This is a genomic window from Dietzia sp. NPDC055877 (genome assembly GCF_053615975.1).
In genome coordinates this window covers 17,100-35,569 of record NZ_JBSHCV010000012.1, presented here as the reverse complement: position 1 = coordinate 35,569, position 18,470 = coordinate 17,100, and the positions used below count along the sequence as shown (strand labels likewise).

Sequence of the window (18,470 nt, the reverse complement as noted above, 5' to 3'; positions counted from 1 at the left end):
GACCCCTTCAGAGTTCGCGAATCGTTGACGCCCTTGGCCCCGGGTCCTAGCGTGGGGCGCAAGCTTCGCTGCACCGACCCGGGGCAGCACGAGGGAGGGTGGCCATCATGGACTCGATCGGAGACGTCGCCGGAAGCGCGATCATCGGAGTGGGGGGCGTCATCAACATGATGTTGGCCGCCGTGGGTTCGGGCGGGCTCGCGGGCTCCCTGTCCGAGAACGTCTACCTCCCGCTCCTGGGCTCGGTCGCGCCCGGCTTCACCTTCTGACCGCGGGCGCGGGAGGGGCCGCCCTACCAGGAGGCGCGCATGACCCTGTCCGGTAAGCAACTCCAGCAGACCGCACGCAGCACGGCCGATTCCCTGCCCCCTCGCCCGCCGAGTGGTCGCACCCATTCACGTTTCCCCAGGAAGCCACCGCTGCAAACGCCGATCTGCGACCACTCGGTAGGCGTTGGCCGAGTGGGCCGCCGCATCGTGATCGTCCGCCGATCCGCGCGGAAACACGGCGTTGCCGACGACGACATCCTGCAATATGCCGTAGACGGAACTTTATGTCGACGTCCTCGTCGTCGTCACCTCTCCGCGCCCTGCAACCTCCGACGCGACCAGCCCGCGCCCCGTTCCGTCACACCCGCGCGTCGCTCGCCGAGTGGTCTGACCCGCTTACGTTCTCCCAGAAAGCCACCGCAGCAGATCCGGATTTGAGACCGCTCGACGAATCGGGATCAGGCCGGACCTACTCGGTGCAGCGGACTCCTCAGCGCTCTGCAGGGTGTCGGCGGCTTGTGGGAATTTCTGGAGAGTGCGCCCGCACGCCGGTTCAGCTCAATGAAAGACTCGCCTGACAGGCGCGTCTCACCGGAACTGCGTCGTCTACCGAGGAGAACCGATGGCGTACGGACTGCACAGTTGCGTGGACGGTGACCTTCACCTGCACTCTCAGGATGCGGGAAGCGAACACTGGGTGGTCGAGGCCATCTGGCTGGGATCGGATGACTACGAAGTGCGCCCGCTTATCAGTCGATGGGCGACGTACAACGTTCCGGACCCCCAGAACGCGTGGTACGTCGACGGCTGCACGTCCTTCCGAATTATGACCAGAGAAGGGCGGGTTATCGAGCACGCATTGAAGCCCTATCCGGCAATCCGATCAGGTGACTGGAGCGGGCCGTAGAATTCCGTACCTTCACATCGCAGCCTGGGGCTCTGGGGCATCGTCCTTCCGTCGTCGAACGAGTAACGTCCGCGACGCACCGCCGCCGGCCCCCAGAGTGAGCCCGACCCAACCAGGACCACCCGGGAGAACACCGTGGACTCACCCGCCCTCGTCACCGCCCGCAACGACAGCGGGATCTGATGGCGACCCGGCCCTCGCGTAAGGCCACCACGAAGCGCAAGACCGGCGCCAAGCGCAAGGCCGGCACCACGCGCGCGAAGGCAACCAAGAAGTCCAGCGCGGCGGTGCCGTCGATCCCTCCCGGCCAGCGAGTGTGGCTCTTGGAACTCCCCTGGGGAGGATTCGAGGGCGGGACCCCGGCGGGGGTGACCTACTACAAGTCCCTCACCGCGCACGCCTACGTCGGCACCGCCCTGCCGAGCGCACTGGAGCCCTACGCCAGCAAGCCGTACTCCTACCTGCGGTGGCGGGAGGACGAGCTCAACGGCAGCGAGGGCCCCGGCGCGACAGCCGCACCGATGACTCTTCGCCCGGAACAACTCGCGGACGTGGACGCGATCGTCGCTGCCGCCGAGGGGCAGTTCCGGCAGGTCCATCTGGCCAACGACGTGGGCACCGGTAAGACCCTCGTGGCAGTGGCCGCGGCGAAGGCCATCGCCGCGTCGCGTGGTGCACGGACTGTGCTGGTGACGGTGGATCGGCCGGCCCGCATCACCATCCCGTCGTGGCGACGCACCATCGCCGCACTGGGCGACGACGATCTACGCTGGATCATCATGTCCTCGGACAGCCTCGGCAAACTGATGGCCCGGAACGGGCGCCCGCGGCTGAAAGTCGACGTCGCGGTAGTCGACGAGGCCCACCAATTCCGTTTCGACAGCAAACGGACCAGCTACATGCGGCGCCTCACACACATGGACGGGCCGCACGACAAGGCACCGTTCGTGCTGACGATCACCGCCACCCCCGGGCATCATCCGGGCGAGTGGGGATATCTGTCGTCGCTGTACGCGCAGGTGCACGGCGACCCGCCTGCCCAGTGGACGAACTTCGGGCGGGCGCTGGCCGACCGGGGCGTCCCACTGGAGACCTCGTACGGCAAGTGGACGTGGAGCGCGGAGGCCAAGGAGTCGCTGCAGACCCAGCAGACCGTGATCAGCGACGTGCGAGACATCCTGCTTCGGCACGACCCGCAGCTGCTCCTCACCCGATCGGCGCCGTGGGGGCCACCGCCCTTCGACGTGGACCTGGTGGAGCTGACCCCGGACCAGTGGCGGGCCTACGAGTTGGAGTGGGGCGACTTCCAGCGGGAGATGCAGCTGGCGCGGACGGGCAACAACGTCGCGCACGGGCTGGCCGCGCTGGTGAGGCTGCGCCAGAAGGCGTCGATGATCCGGGTCGAGCACACGGTTGCGGCAGCGAAGGCCGAACTCGCCCGGGGGTACCAGGTGTTGATCGCCACCGAGATGGTCTCCACGGCCGCTCACCCGGTGGCCGAGAAGCTCGAGGCCGACGGGATTCCGGTGGCGCGGATCTACGGCTCGAATCCGGAGGCCGAATCCGAGCGGATGCGGTTCCAGCGCGGCGAAGCGCCGGTGGTGGTGTTCAACACGCCCACTGCGATCAACCTGCAGGCGAGCGAGCAGTTCGCCGACGGCGCGTTCGCCACCGCCACTCCGCGCAGGGGCTTCTTTCACCAGGCCCGCTACTCGGGACTTCTGGCCGAGCAGACGATGGGACGCGCGCACCGGAACCATCAGGTCTGCGCCTGGTCACTCGTTATATAGTAACCGGCGACTGTTGGGTGCGCTCTACGCTGGCTGACATGACCGTCTCGCAACCCATGAACCTCGCGCAGGTGAAGACCGTTCGTCTGAGCGTGCTGTCGGACATGGTTGACCGGCCTGCGTGGCTGGAATCCACAATGAGCCAGGCGGCTGGGATTCTTCGCCGGAAGGCTCCCCTCTATATTCCGGTGACTGCCAACGGGAATATTCATCCTGCGGTTGCCGAGTGGGCGCGGAGGTATCACTCCGTCAATACAGCTTCCGCTTATGCGTCAGATGTGGCGCTCTTTTTCAGATGGCTTGGTCCGGGGAATGACTGGCTTGCGGTGCGCCGCGCTGAGATTAACGATTTCATGGACCGGCGTCGCTTTGGTGCCTCGGGCGATGATGATCTGCGAGATATTCCGGCGGAGCCGGTATCTGCATCAACGCTAGCTCGCAACCTGGTCGCCATTTGCTCGCTTTACGACGTGGCTGTGGGTCTGGGAATTATCTCCGGCAATCCAGTGCCGTCGGGACGGATCAATGCCACCAAAGGACAGTTGTCAGCGGACGTCAACTGGCTGACCCGCCGGGCGTACGACCGCTGGCGGTCCGAGGGCCTGCTGGGGATTGGATCAGCTCGCGGCGAATCGTTGATGATGCGTGAGAGGAACACCGCGTACGCGGACTTGCTTTACCACACTGGCCTGCGACGAACTGAAGGTGCTGGGCTGCTGACGTTTGAGATTCCCAGCGCTGATTTCAGCACGCGACTGGTCTCTGGGCGGGTGCCAGCTTCGCTGTCGAAAGGGAGCCCGTCGCGGGGCCGGATGATGTACTTGGACCGCGCGACGCACCAGTCGATCACGTCATATGTCACCGGGGCGCGTGAGGTCGAGGTGGCGTTCGGCCTTCGGTCTGGCATCTACGAGCAGGACGCGGACCCGCTGATCCTGAAAGAGATTTCCCGCCGCGGAGGGATTCCGACCAAGGTCCTGGTGAGCCGACCCGCAAGGGCTGGTGAAGAGCGTTGGTGGCGGCTGGACGACCTCACGCTCGCCCAGCGCACACGCATGTACGCACTGGATGAGGAGGGGCGTCGGCGTCCTCTCATGGTGTGGCTCGGGACGGGCGGGAAGCCTGTCGGCGTCTCCAACTGGAACACCGTCTTCAAGTCTGCTTCCGCCCGAACGGCGGGTTCTCGCGGCGCGTGGGGGGCCGGTCTCGCGGTCCTCGATGACACAACGATTCGGGTTCATCCACATATGCTTCGCCACTCGTTCGCGCTGTATGTGTTTGCGCTCGCCGCACACATGGAAATGTGCCAGCGTGGTGCACTAACGCCCGGCGCGTTCGACTCGATGGTGCGCAGCCAAAACATCTGGCTGCGAGTCCAGACACTGCTGGGGCACCGGAGTGTCGAGACCACTCGGAATTACTATTTGGCACCCGTTCTGGCCCTGGAGTGGGAGTGGTTCATGCGGGCCGCTGAGGGTGCTCCGCTGTCCCTCGACCACACGCTCTCGCAGGTCGCTGCCCTAGACGACCGGGTGGCAGACGCATGAGATGCGAAGCAGTCAATGACGGCCTCCGGGTGACCCCGTCACGCGGACGGCCCTACGAGCTCGATTTCACATCTGTTGACGTCGGACCAAACCTGCGAAAAGCACTCATGGAACGATTCATCGACATGGCTGGGCCTTCGGGGTCATGGGGCACGAAAGCGACGACGGGTAGAGCTCTGACGGCAGTCCGGGCGTTCTTCTCCGACCTCGGCGTCGTCAATGCCAGTGACCTGACTGGGGTGATGTACCGCGAACGGTTGATGTTGTGGACCAATTACACTCGCTACAGACGGCACCGCATTCTTCGAGTCATCCTGCCCACACTTCCCGGCATCAGCGCGGAGTGCGCACACGTCATTGAATCGACGACTGCGCCGCGACCGGAACCGCAGGCCTCTGACGACGCGTTGACCGATGAGGAAATCGAGTTGCTACGACTCACCTGTGTCAACAACGTGCGTGATGCCCTCACCCGTGTGAAGCATGGCTGGGACGTCGTCGACGCCTATCAGCGTGGCGAGTATGACGACCGCCATCCCGACTACGAGTACGCCCAGTTCCTCGACGAGGTGGCCCGCACCGGCGATGTAGCAGACCGCAGCCCCGGGAGCCCGAGTAAGCGGCGCGTGCCACCGAGCGTGTACCGCAGGCTTTACCCGAACTCGAGAACCAATAACCGAACGCTCTTTCCGCTGTGGGAGAACCTCTACCCGACTCCCGCCGAAGTCGCTGCCGCGCTCCTCGCATTGATCATCACCTGCGGCTGGAACCTCGGCACCGCCCTCACTCTCGGCGTGAGCGACGTCAACCGAGTGGACGCCCGTGACGGCAGTGAACCGCTCCATCTTCGCGTCAGGCTCACCAAACCGCGACGGGGCGTCGTCAGCGAGTGGACTGAGACCTACACCGACAACGGCCCTCGATCCAAAGCCCGCCTGATTCAGATGATTCTCGAACTCACCGACGGGGCGCGGCGCACGCTACAAGAGGTGGGCTACCCCACTGACGCGGTGCTCGTGTCCCTCTCGGGCCAAGTAAATGCGATCGGTAGGAACGCGCGACCAGTCCCGCTCACCGTGCTGGTAGACGCGAATACCCACACGATAGCGAGATACCTCAGGGCCTGGCGCGGTGAACACCCCGAACTGGACTTTGCAACTCCTATCAGGTTGCGATCCTACTTCGCCACACAAGTTCATCCGCAAGGTCATAGCCTCAACACCAACATCGACTACAACCTCAACGATCCGACGGTGAAGAAGGCCGTGCAGCCAGTCATCGCCACTGTTCTTCAAGACCATTTCCACGCCGTGCAGGCGCGAGTCGTGAACGGTGCGGCGACGGTCGACGACCTCCCTACGGATTTCCGCGGCGTGCTTGAGGACGTGAACTCAGGTGCGCGCGACACAGTGGCCTCGGCCTGCGTTGACCACGAGCATGCTCCCGACACTCATGAGCCGTGCCGCGCGTCCTTCCTGACTTGTTTCGCGTGTACGAACGCGGTGGTCCTTAAGCGACACCTCCCTCGAGTCGTCGCCCTCCACGACCACCTGGAGGGATTGCGCGCTGTCACGCCAGCACACCTCTGGGACTCGCGATTCGCGGCTCATCATGCCCGCATCGCCTCGCTGCTAGTCCCCAATCGGCACTTCTCGAACAGCGACCTCCTCGCTGCCCGCGCTGATGTCACCGATACTGACCGGGACCAGGTCAATCGACTGATGAATAGGACTTGGGACACATGACCAACCCCGCCGTCAACACTGCTGCGACTCGGACGGTCGGGCTCACGCCGGTCGTCCCGCTGCTGACCAGTCCACTCTTCGCCAACCGTCACCACCGGACTCCCGAAGCAGCACCGGAGCCAGTCTTCGGCGACGACGTGTGGCCGCTCCACTACCTCTCGCTCTCCGAGAACCAGATCACATTGAACATCAACTTCGCTGCCATTCGGCCCCGTCATCGCGAAGCGGCGAAGGTTTACCTCTACAACGTCCTCAATACGGAAACTCAGCGTCGAACCACGTCTATGAAGTCTCGGTTCCCATCCGCCGGGACCGCCCTCCATATGTTCCACGCCATGAAGTTGTTGCTGGACTGGATCGACGCACACGGACTCAGTAGCATCGCAGACCTCACCACCGACGACTGGACCCAGTACGGCGAGCACGTGGGTGCACGCGAGGATTGCGCCTATTCACACAAGGTTGCGCAACTAGTCCACCTAGGGCGACTGTGGGCCCACAATGTCGACCTGCCCTCGCCTTACGCGTTCACCGCACCCTCATGGTTCTCGGCGAAATATAGCCGGTGGCTCGGTCCTGCCCCAGTCGAGTACGAGAACAAAACCGAACCGTTCCACCCTGAGGCGATCAGTGCGCTCATCGTTGCCGCCCACACCGTCATCAGCGGCTATCTCGACGGCACACTCACCGTCGGGCGTCGCGGCATTAAGAAGACCGCTGAAACATGGTTCACGGCGCAAGGGATCACGCTCCCACCGGGCCGTCTCTCCGCCGAGAACGCCCGACAATGGAAGGACGCCACCAACTGGCTCCAGTCCTACGACGCAGGCAGCGTGCGGTCGGCAGCGTTCGTGCTCATCTCCTACTTCACCGGCATGCGCCCCCAAGAGGTCCTGCACCTTCAACGCGGCTGCCTCCGCTACAACCCAGTCACCAGCAATGCCAGCGCCGCAGCTGAGTACACAATCGTCGGCCGCGAGTTCAAGGGCCTCCGCGACGAGTACGGTGATCAACTCAGTCAAGGTGCTCAACGCGACCAGCCGTGGGTGACCATCGAGCCCGCCGCCCGCGCGATTGAGGCGCTCGAACAGCTCGCGAGACCAGACACCCCATATTTGTTCGCCTGGAACCGCCGCCCACGAGAAGGCCAACAGCGGCAAGGCGAAGTAGCCACCACGTCCTCCATAGGTATTAGTCTCGGCAGCTTCATCACGCTCTGGAACGCCCACGCTACCCAGAACGGAGACCCGGTCGTTCCAATCTCCGGGCCGACCAGCATCCTCTCCGAGAACCAATCCGGTGACGCCGCTCGCCTGCTTATCGGAACCACCCGCTTCCGACGCACGCTCGCCTACCACATCGCCAACCAGCCCGGCGGTGAGATTGCGCTCGGCATCCAGTACGGGCACGTCAAAAGCGTCGTCTCCCTCGGCTACGCGGGGCGCGAGGAGTCCGGCTTCCCCGATGTAGTGGAGTTAGACGCCCTCCTCGGCTCCTGGGACGACCTCACGCTACTCGCCGAAGAACTCGAAGGCGGATCTGCCATTAGCGGCCCGGCCGCGAATCGCGTCCGTGATGGCGTCACCGCCTTTGCTGCCGAGTTCGCTGGCGAGGTCAAAACCGAAGCAGCACTCGAGCGTTTCAAACGATCCGGACTCACTCTCATTCACGACAACGGGCACGCCCACAACGTCTGCTCGTACGTTGCCGCCACCGCCCTCTGCCACCCCACCCGAACTACCAACCGCGACTCGGGGACACCAGACCTCACCAACTGCCAACGCGGCTGCCCCAACATCGCCCTGCTCGACCGCCACTTCCAAGAGAAGACGCGGCAACGCGACCAACTACTCGCTGAAATCGACTACTTACCCGCCCCGCTGGCAGCGCGCAACCAGCAAATCGCGGACGAACTTACCAAGGAAATCACCCGACACGAACAAGGAGAGAACAATTCATGACCCGACGCGGTGATGATGCAGAAGAACGCGACAAACTCATTGCCGCGCTCATTCGGACCCTGAAAGGTGAATCCGAAAGTAGTTCGGGACGGCTATCAGTCAAAGCGATAGCCCAGGAAGCTGGTCTCGCACGAACGGCGCTTACCCACAAACACCTCGACCTAAAAGAACTCATCGAAATTTATCAATCTGCAAATAGAGACCGAACCCGAAATGACAATACGGAAAAGGTGGAGTCTCTCACGGCCGAAGTTCAAGAACTCAAAGCCCTCAACGAGGTGCTGGCCGCGCAAGTGACGCTCGCGGCCCTCACCTACCGTCCCTCGCCAAGTCTCACATCGGTGCCGCCACCCTGAGCACCACGCAGGCTGGTCAACCAATTATTTACCAGCGCGTGTCGAACAATCAGCCCAAGGATTTCGCCCTGCAACCTGCCGGAGGCCGCGACGGAGTGAACAGCCTAGCCGTCAGTGGTACTGACTGTTCTAGCTGAAAGTTGTTGGTGGGTGCAGACCACGATCGTCAATCTCTACAGCCATGCCAAATCTCGCCACTGGGTCGGCCTATCAAACGAGTCGCGGCTGGCCCATTAGTATTCTCAGCCGAGTTCTGGGTCGGCGCTTATGAGCTTCTGCGCTTCAAGCACGATTTCTTCTGGCGTTGAATTTATCGCACGGGCTAGAGGCCATAGACGATCCAGCGGGGTTCCGCCGACTCCCTTTTCAATCCGTCGAAGCTCTCTCTCGCTCATGTTCGCCTGTTCGGCAACTTCGACCTGAGAGAGCGCGGCCGCCTTCCGCAACCGGGCTACGACCGTTCCGATGGCTCGGCGCACGACTTCCCTCTCCCGCAGCTCCATGGGCGAAAACTTGTGATCCGAGATAGGCACAGGCCCATTATCGCCGTCGATCGACCGTGTCGAGCGACCGGCACGACCCTTTCTGGCACCCGAGGGCCCCTCAGCGATACTATAGGACACTAGTGTCCGGTTTCGCTACGATCGTCTCGAGGTCCTTGGTGCACTCGCCACTCCCGCTACCCGCGCTCCGGCCGCCGAAGCGGCGCCCGGTCCACCAGATGTTGAGCTTGATCGAGGCGCACTCGAAGGGCGAGCAATGGACAGTTCAATTCCGTAGCCCGATATTTGGTGTTTACAGTGTGTTCGGCCCAATTCACCGCTCTGCCGTGACAAATGAGCTGAGAGTGGGACTGGCTTTTATCACGACCGGGGGCAAGTCCCCTAATAGCCGCGTGCTAAATATCTGGGCTGAACGGGCGGACTTAATTGATGTTGCGAGCACAAACTGCTCGCCGGCCACCGTCAGACATGGGGCAGTGGTCCGCGCTGAGGTCTCATCATTCGGAGATCGCCTCACCTTGGTGGGACATGCAGTCGCACAACGGCGCACCGAACTGATCGGAGTCGGCCACCACACGATACGAACGCCGTCTGGTGCGGCGCCGAACCTCATCTCAGTGTCTGACGTTGCAATCCCCTCTAAACGACCTCCACCCCTGCCGTATGCGTGGTCGGATCTCGACTACGATGCCTCGCGTCAATAACGTGCTGGCTATGTACGCGACACTGCACCGAGCCCGGCAGGAATCATGACCCAGCGACAAACACACGCCGGAACCCCGCTTGTCGAAATAACTCTACCGGGACGAGGGCCACTTGCTGCCGCTGCGGCATTGGGAAGAGATGCTGGGAACCATAACCGGCATGTGGTGAGTTTCCGGTTGCCGGCACGCTCTAAGTGGTCTGATGACAACGCTGCTGCCGACCGTCCGCAAAAAACCGTTCAGCAGCACTAAGCCGACCGAGGACGTGCGGAACAACCCCAGATATCGCCAAGCTGTGAGATAGCCCACTGGCCATACTGGGGAAGCTGTTTTTATTGCCACTCCTAGCTTGCTGAAAAATTGACCAAGATCGTCAAGTGTGGATACTTAGTCCCGCACCTTGACAATCTTTGGGAGAACAATGGCAGTCGTATATTCCGCAGTCTTCATCGACGACTTCGACGGTAAGGAACTAGACCGAGACGAGGCCGTGTCGATTAAGTTCAGCTACCGCGGCAAGGGCTACAGCATCGATCTGAGCGCCGAAAACGCCGCTCTGTTCGATGATGCGATCGAACCGTTCCGGTCAGCGGCGACCAGAGTGAAGGGCGACAAGAAGAAGCAGATCGCCCGCACCTCGGGCGGGCGCACCGACACCAAAGCGATCCGCGAGTGGGCGAACGCCAATGGGCACACGGTCTCTGACCGTGGACGTATCCCCGCCGACATCGTCGAGGCGTGCGACGCCGCTCACTGAACTAGCCGAAGAAAAAGGAAGGGCCCTGCCTCAAGTCGAGGCAGGACCCTTTGTTTCCACTCGCAGGCTCCAGTCCAGCTCGTCCCAGCCACAGAATCGCGCTGACACATTGACGAGGTCGAGCCAGCGGGCGCCCTCTCCGACTGGCGGCGGGACGACACCGGTAACCAGACGTTATGTAAAGTAGTACTTGTCGAGAGCGTCCACTACTACTTGACGACATACTCAGCGCAGGCGAATACTCGGGACTATGGAGACCTCTCGCCTGGTCGAGCTCATTGATGCTCACAAGCACACCTACGGCGTCAGTGAGGCCGAGCTGGCCCGCCGAATCGGGATCACCCGCCAGAATCTGTACTTGTGGCGCACCCGCGGTCTGCGCGGCCTGCCGGCCCGAGCGACTCTCGATGGCATGGCTACCGAACTGCATCTTCCGTATGTCCGGGTTCTCGAGGCGGCCTTGCGCGATGTCGGCTACCTCGACGCCACCGACGGATTCTCAGGCGTACTGGCATGACCGCCCCTGACCCCCTCGGCCCGGCGGCCACCTGAGTCGTCTTTAGTCCGGCTTTGGAATTTCGACAGTAAAGCTCGCACCTTGGCCGGGCCCGTCGCTGTGCGCTCGAATGTGCCCTCCGTGGGCTTCGACGAGTGCGCGAGTGATGGTCAGGCCGATACCGCTGCCGCCGCTGTGGCGGCCGCGTGAGGTGTCGGCTCGGTAGAAGCGGTCAAAGAGGTGGTCGAGGTGGTGTGGGGCGATTCCTTCGCCGGAGTCCGACACGGTGATCTCGACGTGGCGGCGCCCTACCTGCCCGCTGATGACGGTGACGGTGCCGCCGGCGGGGGTGTGGCGAAGTGCGTTGTCCAGGAGATTGCCCAGCACTTGTCCGATGCGGTCGGTGTCCACCGTCACCGGTGCGTCGTCGACGTGGGTGTGTAGCTGGACTCCCTTGTTCTCGTATCGTTCTCGGACGGCGTCGACCGCACGGGTGACCAGCGTCCGAGTAGTGGTCGGACTGGGGCGAAGGCGGGTGAGGTGTTCTTCCGCGCGGGAGACGTCGACGATGTCCGCGGCGAGTCTCTCCAGCCGCCGAGTAGCCGACCACAGAATGGTTCGGACGTCGTCGTCGAAGGTGTGGATGCCGTCGTCGATGGCTTCGAGGTAGGAGTCGAGTGTGGCAAGGGGTGTGCGCATTTCGTGTCCGAGGTCGGCCAGCATTCTGCGTCTGGTGGTCTCGGTGGCGTCGAGCCGTCGGGCGAGTTCGTTGACACTGTCGGCGAGATCGTCGAACTCGCGGCCCAGGCCTGGGCTAACGACCCGCGTGTCGTAGCGTCCACTGGCGATCTCGGCAGTCGAGGAGGTCACGGCGGTGACGGAGTGTTGAACTCTCCGGGTGAGATACCAACTCACCAGCAGCGCCAGTAACACTGCGATGGTCACCGCCAACCCCCACGCCACGATGATGGACGCCGTGAATGCTTCGACAGACCTCCACCCCGTCCAGCCCGGGCAGGCCAAGGTCAAGGACGATGACGTCTGGGTCGATTTGCCGGGCCAGTGTCACCGCCTGAAGACCATCGCCGCAGATCGTCACCTCGAAGCCCTCGCGTTCGAGGTAGGTGGCCACGACATCGGCCAAAGACTGCTCGTCCTCGACAACCATCGCCCGCAAGCCCGTGGCCGGACGTGGCGTCGGTGCGGCGACTTCTGTCGTTCCGAGCGCACGGGCAGAAGAGTTCATGTCCCCCATCATCCTCGGCGCCACCATATGGGCCACACGCGCGCGGGCCACATGCCGACCCGGACATCTCTCAATGACTTGCGGCTGGAAGTCGAGCGCCGGGTGAGCGAGGGTGCCCACCCGGCCAATGCTGTGTTCGCTCGAGAACGTGGTTCATCGCGTCATCGGGCCGAAATGGGCCAACCGTCAGCTGCAGCAGCAGCCACCCGTTCCACTCGCCATGGGCAAGGAGACACCGACCGTCTGATCTGCGGAGACTATCGCGTATCCGGCGTCGGCCACGGCTTGGGATACGGCCTGGGTAGTCGCGGTTCCGGTCGTTGTCATACTTCCTGCCTGCAAGTTGACTTCGACGCCGATCACGCCGGGCAATGCACCAACAGCGGCTTTCACGGATGAAACGCAATGCCCGCAGGTCATCCCCTGAACTTGGTATGTGGTGGCCGTCATCGTCTTAATCCTTTCGCCGAACGCCGTGGGGCGATCCCACACCAGAATCATATACCCCCGGTGGGTACATGATTCGAGTCGTCAGGTTTCTTCACGAGATCTTGACCTTGGCACCGAGGGAGCGAGGTGGGCGCCCCAGGACACGTTGCCCGAGGCTGGTCGATCGGGCTCGGAGAACCGCGGTTTTCGGACTGGCCCCTGAAAGCACCCTCTGCCGGTGCCCTACAGCGCCCATCATTTCCTGCTGCTCTGCGGAGCCGGCCCCGGTCACGGCTGACCGCCGAGCTGGAACGAGATTATCGATCGCGGTAATCCGTTAAGGTGACTCCCACCGCTCAGCGACCGGCCTCGATGTTCGACCGCGAGAAAGGGGAGAGACCGTCATGTCCTCAGGGATCGTGTCCGTGGCTCTGGTGGCGCTGTCTGTCGTTGCTCTCTTCTATGCACTCCACCGCGTGGCCAGCATTACCTCCGACCCGTTGACAGTCCTGCCGGCCCAATCCGGGTGGGCACCGCAGGAGCACGCCCTGTCGCGGTTCCACGCACGCTGGTACCTCGCCTCGATCGTGTTTCTGGCCTTCGACGTCGAGATGCTCTTTATGTACCCGTGGGCCGTGGTGGTGATCGAGAAGGGGCTCTCTGCGGTGGTGGAGATGTTCCTGTTCCTTGGTGCCCTGCTAGTCGCCGTGGCCTGGGCACGGCGAGAAGGCGCATTCCGATGGGCTTGAGCCCGTTTCTCGCCCGCCTCGCCGTCCAGGCCACCCGGGTGCTCGTCGTCGAGGCCCCGGGCCAGTGGGCGACTCGGATGGAGCTTGAGCAACAGCTACTCCGTCGCGGGTGGCGGATAGCCAGTAGTCCGGCTCAGGGGGACGTGCTCGTCGTGTGTGGTGCGCCGGGCCCTGAGCTGTCGGATCTGGCGAACCGCCTCTGGGAGCAGATGCCCGGCCCTCGGGTGCGCATCGGCATCGCCTCGCCCGGAGCGGTGGTTCCCGCCCTCGACAATGCCACTGCGCTCCTGCTCGACACTTCCCATCACCGGACCGACGCCCGCGAACGGGCGCAGGAGCCCTCGATGTCCGATCACGCGAACAATGCTGATGGCGAAGGGCACGAAGGGCACGTGGGTCACGAAGGACACGAGGAACACCAGGGCCACGGTGGACACTCGGACCACGAAGAGCACGCGGATCGCCAGGCGCACGAGGGCCACGAAGACCATGGCGGGCATGGTGGCCACGAGGGCCACGCAGACCACGGCGGGCACGAGGGCCATGAAGGCCACGGGGATATGGACATGGCTCCCGCCGGGATTCCCTTGGCCGAAGGCGGGGAGGACCGCGACGGCCTGGAGATGGATGTTCTCCATCTGCCGCTCGGTCCGGTATTGCCGTTCTGGCCGGCCGGGCTCGTGCTGCACTGCTCGCTACAGGGGGACGTTGTCGTCGACGCCACCGCCTCGGTGATCGACGCGACGGAGCACAGGGCCGGAGCACCCGGTCGGCCCACGGACCACGCGTCTGCCACGGTGACCCAATGTGATCAGGTCATGGCACTGCTGGCACTGGCCGGTGCCGAAGACCTGGCGGACTGCGCCCGCCGTGCCCGGGACGGGATTCTGACGGGCGATCCCGGTGCCGCCCGTGACGCCGTCGAGCGTCTGCACCGGAAGGTTCGCAGGTCGCGGCTGCTGCGCTGGTCATTGCGGGGCGTGCTGCCGCTCGGCCCGGCCGATCTGGAGCGCCACGGCTTGCCGGGGCACTGCCTCGGGGATGCCCACGACCGGTTGCTGGCCCAACTGGAACGGATCCGCGTCGAGGTCGGCGGCGCAACGCCGGACCGGGCGGATGGCGGCTCAGCGCAGGAATCTGCGGACAAACTAACTGTGCCGTGGGCGGTGGTGCCGGACCTGGTGACCGGTTTGGAGCTGGGCACTGTGCGCTTGGCGGTGGCGAGCCTTGATCTGGGCTCGCATCCTGCCGTCCGGGAGGTGGGGCATGTCTGAGACCGTGGTGACGACCGTGTCCGGTGGGTGGGCCGTGCTGGCCGGGGTGATCCTGTGTGGGCTGGCGTTGTTCGCGGTGGCGCTGGACGGGGTGCTCTCGTCGCCGGCGCGGGGCGGCGGTCGTGGCGGGCCCACTCCCCTGGCCCGTGCGGCCCGTCTGTTGCGGCAGCGTCGCCGCACGACGGTCGCCGCGGACACCCTGCTGTGGCGGATCGGCGGCGCGGGCATGCTGGTCGGGGCGTTCCTGATGATCGCCGTGATCCCGCTGGGCCGCTGGACACTGGCGGACCTCGACGTGGGAGTCGTGTGGTTCAACGCCGTCGACGTCATGGTGTGGGCCCTGGTCTGGCTGGCGGGGTGGGGCGCCAACTCCATCCACGGTCTGGTGGGCGGTTACCGCTTCCTCGCGCACGGGCTGGCCTATGAGCTGCCGCTGATGTTCGCATTGGTGGCCCCGGCGATCGCCGCCGGCAGTCTGGCGGTGGGCGACGTCGCGGCCGCGCAGGACGGCGTGTGGTTTGTGGTGTGGATGCCGGTGGCGTTCCTGGTCTTCCTGATCGGCGTGACCGGCTTCTCTGTATGGGGTCCATTCGCCCCGGCCCTGTCCGCGGACATCGTCGGCGGGGTGACGGCCGAACTCTCGGGGGTCGATCGGCTGGTCCTGCAGGCCGGGCGCTACCTGTTCCTCACCGCCGGGGCGGCGTTCTCGGTGCCGCTCTTCCTCGGCGGTGGTGCCGGGCCCGTCCTGCCCGACTGGGCGTGGGTGCTGGTCAAGACAGCGCTGGTGCTGACGGTTCTGGTGTGGGCGCGGCGCAAACTTCCGCTGCTGCGACCGGATCGGTTCATGGAGATCGGCTGGACTGTCTTGCTCCCGGCCGTCGTGGCCCAGGATCTGCTTGTGTCCCTCGTCGTGGTCTGGAAGGGCTGAGCCGTGCTGGTCGGGATCGTGTTCTGGGTACTCGCTGTGGTGGCGGTGACCGCGGGGACGGCCGTGTTCGTGGTGGACTCGATGGCCCGGGCCACCTACGCGCTGGCGGCATCGTTCATCGCCGTGGGGGTGATGATTTTGCTGCTGGGTCAGAGCTACCTGGGCATCATCACGATTCTGATGATGGTCATGGAGATGGCGGTGATGGCGGTCTACATGGTGATGTTCATGGGCATGAACCCGGCGCTGATGCCGATGGACATGACCCACGGGAAGAAGACCGCGATCGGCACCTCGGTCGGGGTCTTTGTGCTGCTGGCCGCCGGGGCGCTGCTGATCCCGTGGCCCGAGCGACGTGGCGCCCCACCCGAGGACCTCACCAACGCGCTGGGCCTGGAGATCATGGGCGAAAAGATGTTGGTGATGGCCGTGGTGGGCGCGGTCATGGTGGCCACCATCGTGGCCGGGATCGTCCTGGCCGCCGGGCGCACCCGCTACGACCGGCTCGGCGACGATCTGCGGCGCCGCCCGGCCGACGACCCCCAGCCGGGAGGTGTGGGTCGATGACCCTGGAGGCCGTTCTGGTGGTGGCCGCCGCCCTGTTCGCCGTCGGGCTCTACGGGGCCCTGTCCCAGCAGGTGGTGGTGATGGTGATGATGGGCCTGGAGTTGATGATCAACGGGGTGCTCCTGGCCGCCGCGGGGTTCTGGTGGTTCCTGGCCCCGGGCCCCTCCGGGCAGGTGCTGCTGCTGGTGGTGCTGGCGGCCATGACCGTGGAGATGGCCATGGGCTTTGCCGTGGCGACGCTGTTGCACCGCAAGCGGCAGACCGACATGACCGACATGGCCGAGGATCTCTCCGGATGACCGCCGACCAGACCTTGCTGCTGACCCTGGTGGTGCTCCCGGCTGCCGTGGGTGCGGTGCTCGCGCTGACCCGGGCGGAGCGGGTTGCGGCCCCGATCGCGGTATCGACCGCTGCCGTGACCGCGCTGCTGGCGGCTGTCGTCGCCGTTGCGCGGCCTGCGGTGGCGTTCCCGTTCATCGCCGGCGTCGACGTGGCATTGGAGGTCGACGCCCTGGCGGCGCTGACCCTGCCGATGGTCGCAGTGGTGACCCTTTTGGTGCTGGTTTTTGCGGCCGGCAACATCCGGGCGGCCCGGCCCCGCTTCCACGGGCTGATGCTGCTCTTCGCCGCCGCGGCCCTGATCACGGCCTCGGCCGCCAGCCTGCCAGCGCTGCTGTTTGCCTGGGAGTTGATGGGCGCGACCTCGTACGCGTTGATCGGGTTCTGGTGGCGGGACACCGACCGCGTCTCGGCCGGGCTCACGGCCTTCCTCACCACCCGTACCGCCGACCTGGGTCTCTACCTGGCCGCCGGCGCTGCCTTGGCCGGCGGCGCCGGTATGGGCCTGTCCGAGTTGCCGGCGGCGGAGAGCCCGTGGCGGCACGTGGTGGCGGCCGGGATCCTGGTGGCGGCACTGGGCAAGGCCGCGCAGCTGCCGTTCTCGTTCTGGCTCTCCGGCGCGATGAAGGGCCCCAGTCCGGTCAGCGCACTGCTGCACTCGGCGGCGATGGTGGCAATGGGCGGTTACCTGCTGCTGCGCGTGGAGCCGCTGCTCGCCTCCACCGGGTGGGCGGGCCCGGCCGCCGCGTGGATCGGGCTACTGACCGCGGTGGCGATGGGGATCGTGGCGTTGGCCCAACGGGATCTCAAACAGTTGCTGGCGGCGTCCACTGTGGCGCAGATGGGATTTGTGGTGCTGGCCGCCGGAGTGGGCGCGGTGAGCGGAGGTGCCGCCCAACTGGTGGCTCATGCCTCCACCAAGGCACTGCTGTTCCTCGCTGCCGGGGCGTGGCTCACCGCGTTGGGCACCGAGAAGCTCACGGAACTGCGCGGGGCGGGCCGCCGATGGCCGGTGGTGGGCGTGACCGCGACCGTGGGAGCCCTGGCCCTGGCCGGGATCGCGCCGCTGTCCCTGTGGGCGACCAAAGACGCGGTGCTGGCTGGAGCCCTGGAGACCTCGGCCTGGCTCTACGCCACAGGACTGGTGGCGGCGGCCCTGTCGGCGGCCTACTCCGGCAAGGTCCTATGGACGATCTGGCACCGCGGGGCCCAGGCCCGGGTCGAGGAGCCCACCGCCGGGCGGGAGGTCGGCGCAACGCAAGAGCTCGGCACCGGGCAGGTGGGGGCGCTCGAGCAGGCCCCGCTGGTCGTGCTGGCCGCGGGGGCGGCCGCGGTGTCGGTGTTGGCGCTGCCCCCGCTCAGCGGCGCCCTCGCCCAGGCGATGGGCGGGCACGGCGAGGTGACGGCGCTCGAGCTCGTGGTCTCGGCCGCCATCGCCCTGGCCGTGGTGCTGCTGATGCGACGTCTACGCGCCCCGGAACTCGGGTGGGCCGAGCGGTGGCTGGGGCTGGAGGCTGCTGCGCACGTTGTCGTCGTCGTTCCCGTCATGCGGTTGGCGCACCTCCTGGCCCGGTTCGACGACGCGGTCCTGGACCGCGCCGTGACCTCCGTGGCCGGGGCCGTCCCGATGCTGGCACGGTCCGTGGCGCGGTTCGACGACGAGGTCCTCGACGCCGGAGTCGGAGCAGCCGCACGGGCCGCCCATACGGCCGGGCAGGGCGCGGCCCGCCTCGATGACGCCGTGGTCGACGGCGCCGTCGAGGGCCTGGCCGGTTGGGTTCGCCGACTCGGGCACCTGGCCCGCACCCCGCAGACCGGGGCCGTCCACCAGTACCTCCTGCAGGCCGTCGCGGTGCTCACCGTGGCCGTGGTGGCCTGGACCGTCTACGCAGTGATGGGATGA

The 18,470-nt window shown here is 65.2% G+C and carries 18 protein-coding genes and 2 pseudogenes; 15 read left to right on the top strand and 5 right to left on the bottom strand.

The features are described from left to right. The first annotated feature begins 107 nt into the window (after positions 1-107). The 7 genes from ACWGLC_RS12660 to ACWGLC_RS12630 all read left to right on the top strand — a co-directional run bounded on the left by ACWGLC_RS12660 (position 108) and on the right by ACWGLC_RS12630 (position 8,575). Complete coding sequence (locus tag ACWGLC_RS12660) at positions 108-269, top strand: hypothetical protein (protein WP_230929985.1); 162 nt, start codon at positions 108-110, stop codon at positions 267-269. A gap of 622 nt (positions 270-891) precedes the next feature. Beyond that, on the top strand, positions 892-1,176 hold the full coding sequence (locus ACWGLC_RS12655) for a hypothetical protein (RefSeq protein WP_452100212.1): 285 nt from the start codon (positions 892-894) through the stop codon (positions 1,174-1,176). Between the two features lie 182 nt (positions 1,177-1,358). After that, positions 1,359-2,966 carry a DEAD/DEAH box helicase family protein gene (locus ACWGLC_RS12650; protein ID WP_452100211.1) on the top strand — a complete coding sequence of 536 codons (1,608 nt, stop codon included), beginning with the start codon at positions 1,359-1,361 and terminating at the stop codon, positions 2,964-2,966. Between the two features lie 38 nt (positions 2,967-3,004). Further along, a complete protein-coding gene (locus tag ACWGLC_RS12645; protein ID WP_452100210.1) occupies positions 3,005-4,513 on the top strand; it encodes a tyrosine-type recombinase/integrase in 1,509 nt (502 codons plus the stop codon). Positions 4,514-4,620: 107 nt separating this feature from the next. Further along, positions 4,621-6,258 (top strand): hypothetical protein, encoded by a 1,638-nt coding sequence (locus ACWGLC_RS12640; protein ID WP_132064156.1) that lies wholly within the window; start codon positions 4,621-4,623, stop codon positions 6,256-6,258. Next, positions 6,255-8,219 (top strand): hypothetical protein, encoded by a 1,965-nt coding sequence (locus ACWGLC_RS12635; RefSeq protein WP_253002063.1) that lies wholly within the window; start codon positions 6,255-6,257, stop codon positions 8,217-8,219. Before ACWGLC_RS12640 ends, ACWGLC_RS12635 begins: the two co-directional genes overlap by 4 nt. Then, on the top strand, positions 8,216-8,575 hold the full coding sequence (locus ACWGLC_RS12630; protein WP_132064158.1) for a hypothetical protein: 360 nt from the start codon (positions 8,216-8,218) through the stop codon (positions 8,573-8,575). Before ACWGLC_RS12635 ends, ACWGLC_RS12630 begins: the two co-directional genes overlap by 4 nt. Positions 8,576-8,817: 242 nt before the next feature. On the opposite strand, the gene ACWGLC_RS12625 is transcribed toward ACWGLC_RS12630, so the two are convergent. Then, positions 8,818-9,078, bottom strand: coding sequence for a helix-turn-helix domain-containing protein (locus tag ACWGLC_RS12625; RefSeq protein WP_182654034.1), 261 nt, complete (start codon positions 9,076-9,078; stop codon positions 8,818-8,820). A gap of 1,125 nt (positions 9,079-10,203) precedes the next feature. Between ACWGLC_RS12625 and ACWGLC_RS12620 the strand changes: the two genes are divergently transcribed. Together ACWGLC_RS12620 and ACWGLC_RS12615 are read left to right on the top strand one after the other, a co-directional pair. Next, complete coding sequence (locus ACWGLC_RS12620) at positions 10,204-10,539, top strand: histone-like nucleoid-structuring protein Lsr2 (RefSeq protein ID WP_253002064.1); 336 nt, start codon at positions 10,204-10,206, stop codon at positions 10,537-10,539. A gap of 250 nt (positions 10,540-10,789) precedes the next feature. Next, complete coding sequence (locus tag ACWGLC_RS12615) at positions 10,790-11,056, top strand: hypothetical protein (protein ID WP_067715495.1); 267 nt, start codon at positions 10,790-10,792, stop codon at positions 11,054-11,056. Between the two features lie 42 nt (positions 11,057-11,098). Here ACWGLC_RS12615 and ACWGLC_RS12610 read toward each other — a convergent pair. From ACWGLC_RS12610 to ACWGLC_RS12600, 3 genes and pseudogenes are all read right to left on the bottom strand, one after another. Next, positions 11,099-12,022: pseudogene (locus ACWGLC_RS12610) on the bottom strand (sensor histidine kinase); the annotation flags it as partial. Next, positions 12,015-12,203: pseudogene (locus ACWGLC_RS12605) on the bottom strand (response regulator); the annotation flags it as partial. The pseudogenes ACWGLC_RS12605 and ACWGLC_RS12610, both read right to left, overlap by 8 nt. Before the next feature lie 264 nt (positions 12,204-12,467). Next, positions 12,468-12,701 carry a heavy-metal-associated domain-containing protein gene (locus tag ACWGLC_RS12600; RefSeq protein ID WP_235027278.1) on the bottom strand — a complete coding sequence of 78 codons (234 nt, stop codon included), beginning with the start codon at positions 12,699-12,701 and terminating at the stop codon, positions 12,468-12,470. A gap of 413 nt (positions 12,702-13,114) precedes the next feature. On the opposite strand from ACWGLC_RS12600, the gene ACWGLC_RS12595 reads away from it, so the two are divergent. Next, positions 13,115-13,459, top strand: coding sequence for an NADH-quinone oxidoreductase subunit A (locus ACWGLC_RS12595; RefSeq protein WP_007626392.1), 345 nt, complete (start codon positions 13,115-13,117; stop codon positions 13,457-13,459). Positions 13,460-13,554: 95 nt separating this feature from the next. On the opposite strand, the gene ACWGLC_RS12590 is transcribed toward ACWGLC_RS12595, so the two are convergent. Continuing rightward, positions 13,555-14,004, bottom strand: a complete 450-nt coding sequence (locus tag ACWGLC_RS12590) for a hypothetical protein (protein WP_187352317.1) — start codon at positions 14,002-14,004, stop codon at positions 13,555-13,557. A gap of 15 nt (positions 14,005-14,019) precedes the next feature. Between ACWGLC_RS12590 and ACWGLC_RS12585 the strand changes: the two genes are divergently transcribed. From ACWGLC_RS12585 to ACWGLC_RS12565, 5 genes are read left to right on the top strand one after another with little or no spacing between them, the layout of a single operon-like run. Then, complete coding sequence (locus tag ACWGLC_RS12585) at positions 14,020-14,733, top strand: hypothetical protein (protein ID WP_007626389.1); 714 nt, start codon at positions 14,020-14,022, stop codon at positions 14,731-14,733. Continuing rightward, complete coding sequence (locus ACWGLC_RS12580; RefSeq protein ID WP_017836399.1) at positions 14,726-15,661, top strand: complex I subunit 1 family protein; 936 nt, start codon at positions 14,726-14,728, stop codon at positions 15,659-15,661. The genes ACWGLC_RS12585 and ACWGLC_RS12580 overlap by 8 nt, the downstream gene beginning before the upstream one ends. Before the next feature lie 3 nt (positions 15,662-15,664). Next, on the top strand, positions 15,665-16,228 hold the full coding sequence (locus ACWGLC_RS12575) for an NADH-quinone oxidoreductase subunit J (protein ID WP_064257203.1): 564 nt from the start codon (positions 15,665-15,667) through the stop codon (positions 16,226-16,228). After that, positions 16,225-16,527, top strand: a complete 303-nt coding sequence (locus ACWGLC_RS12570) for an NADH-quinone oxidoreductase subunit NuoK (RefSeq protein ID WP_017836397.1) — start codon at positions 16,225-16,227, stop codon at positions 16,525-16,527. Before ACWGLC_RS12575 ends, ACWGLC_RS12570 begins: the two co-directional genes overlap by 4 nt. Continuing rightward, on the top strand, positions 16,524-18,470 hold the full coding sequence (locus ACWGLC_RS12565; protein WP_007626383.1) for an NADH-quinone oxidoreductase subunit 5 family protein: 1,947 nt from the start codon (positions 16,524-16,526) through the stop codon (positions 18,468-18,470). Before ACWGLC_RS12570 ends, ACWGLC_RS12565 begins: the two co-directional genes overlap by 4 nt.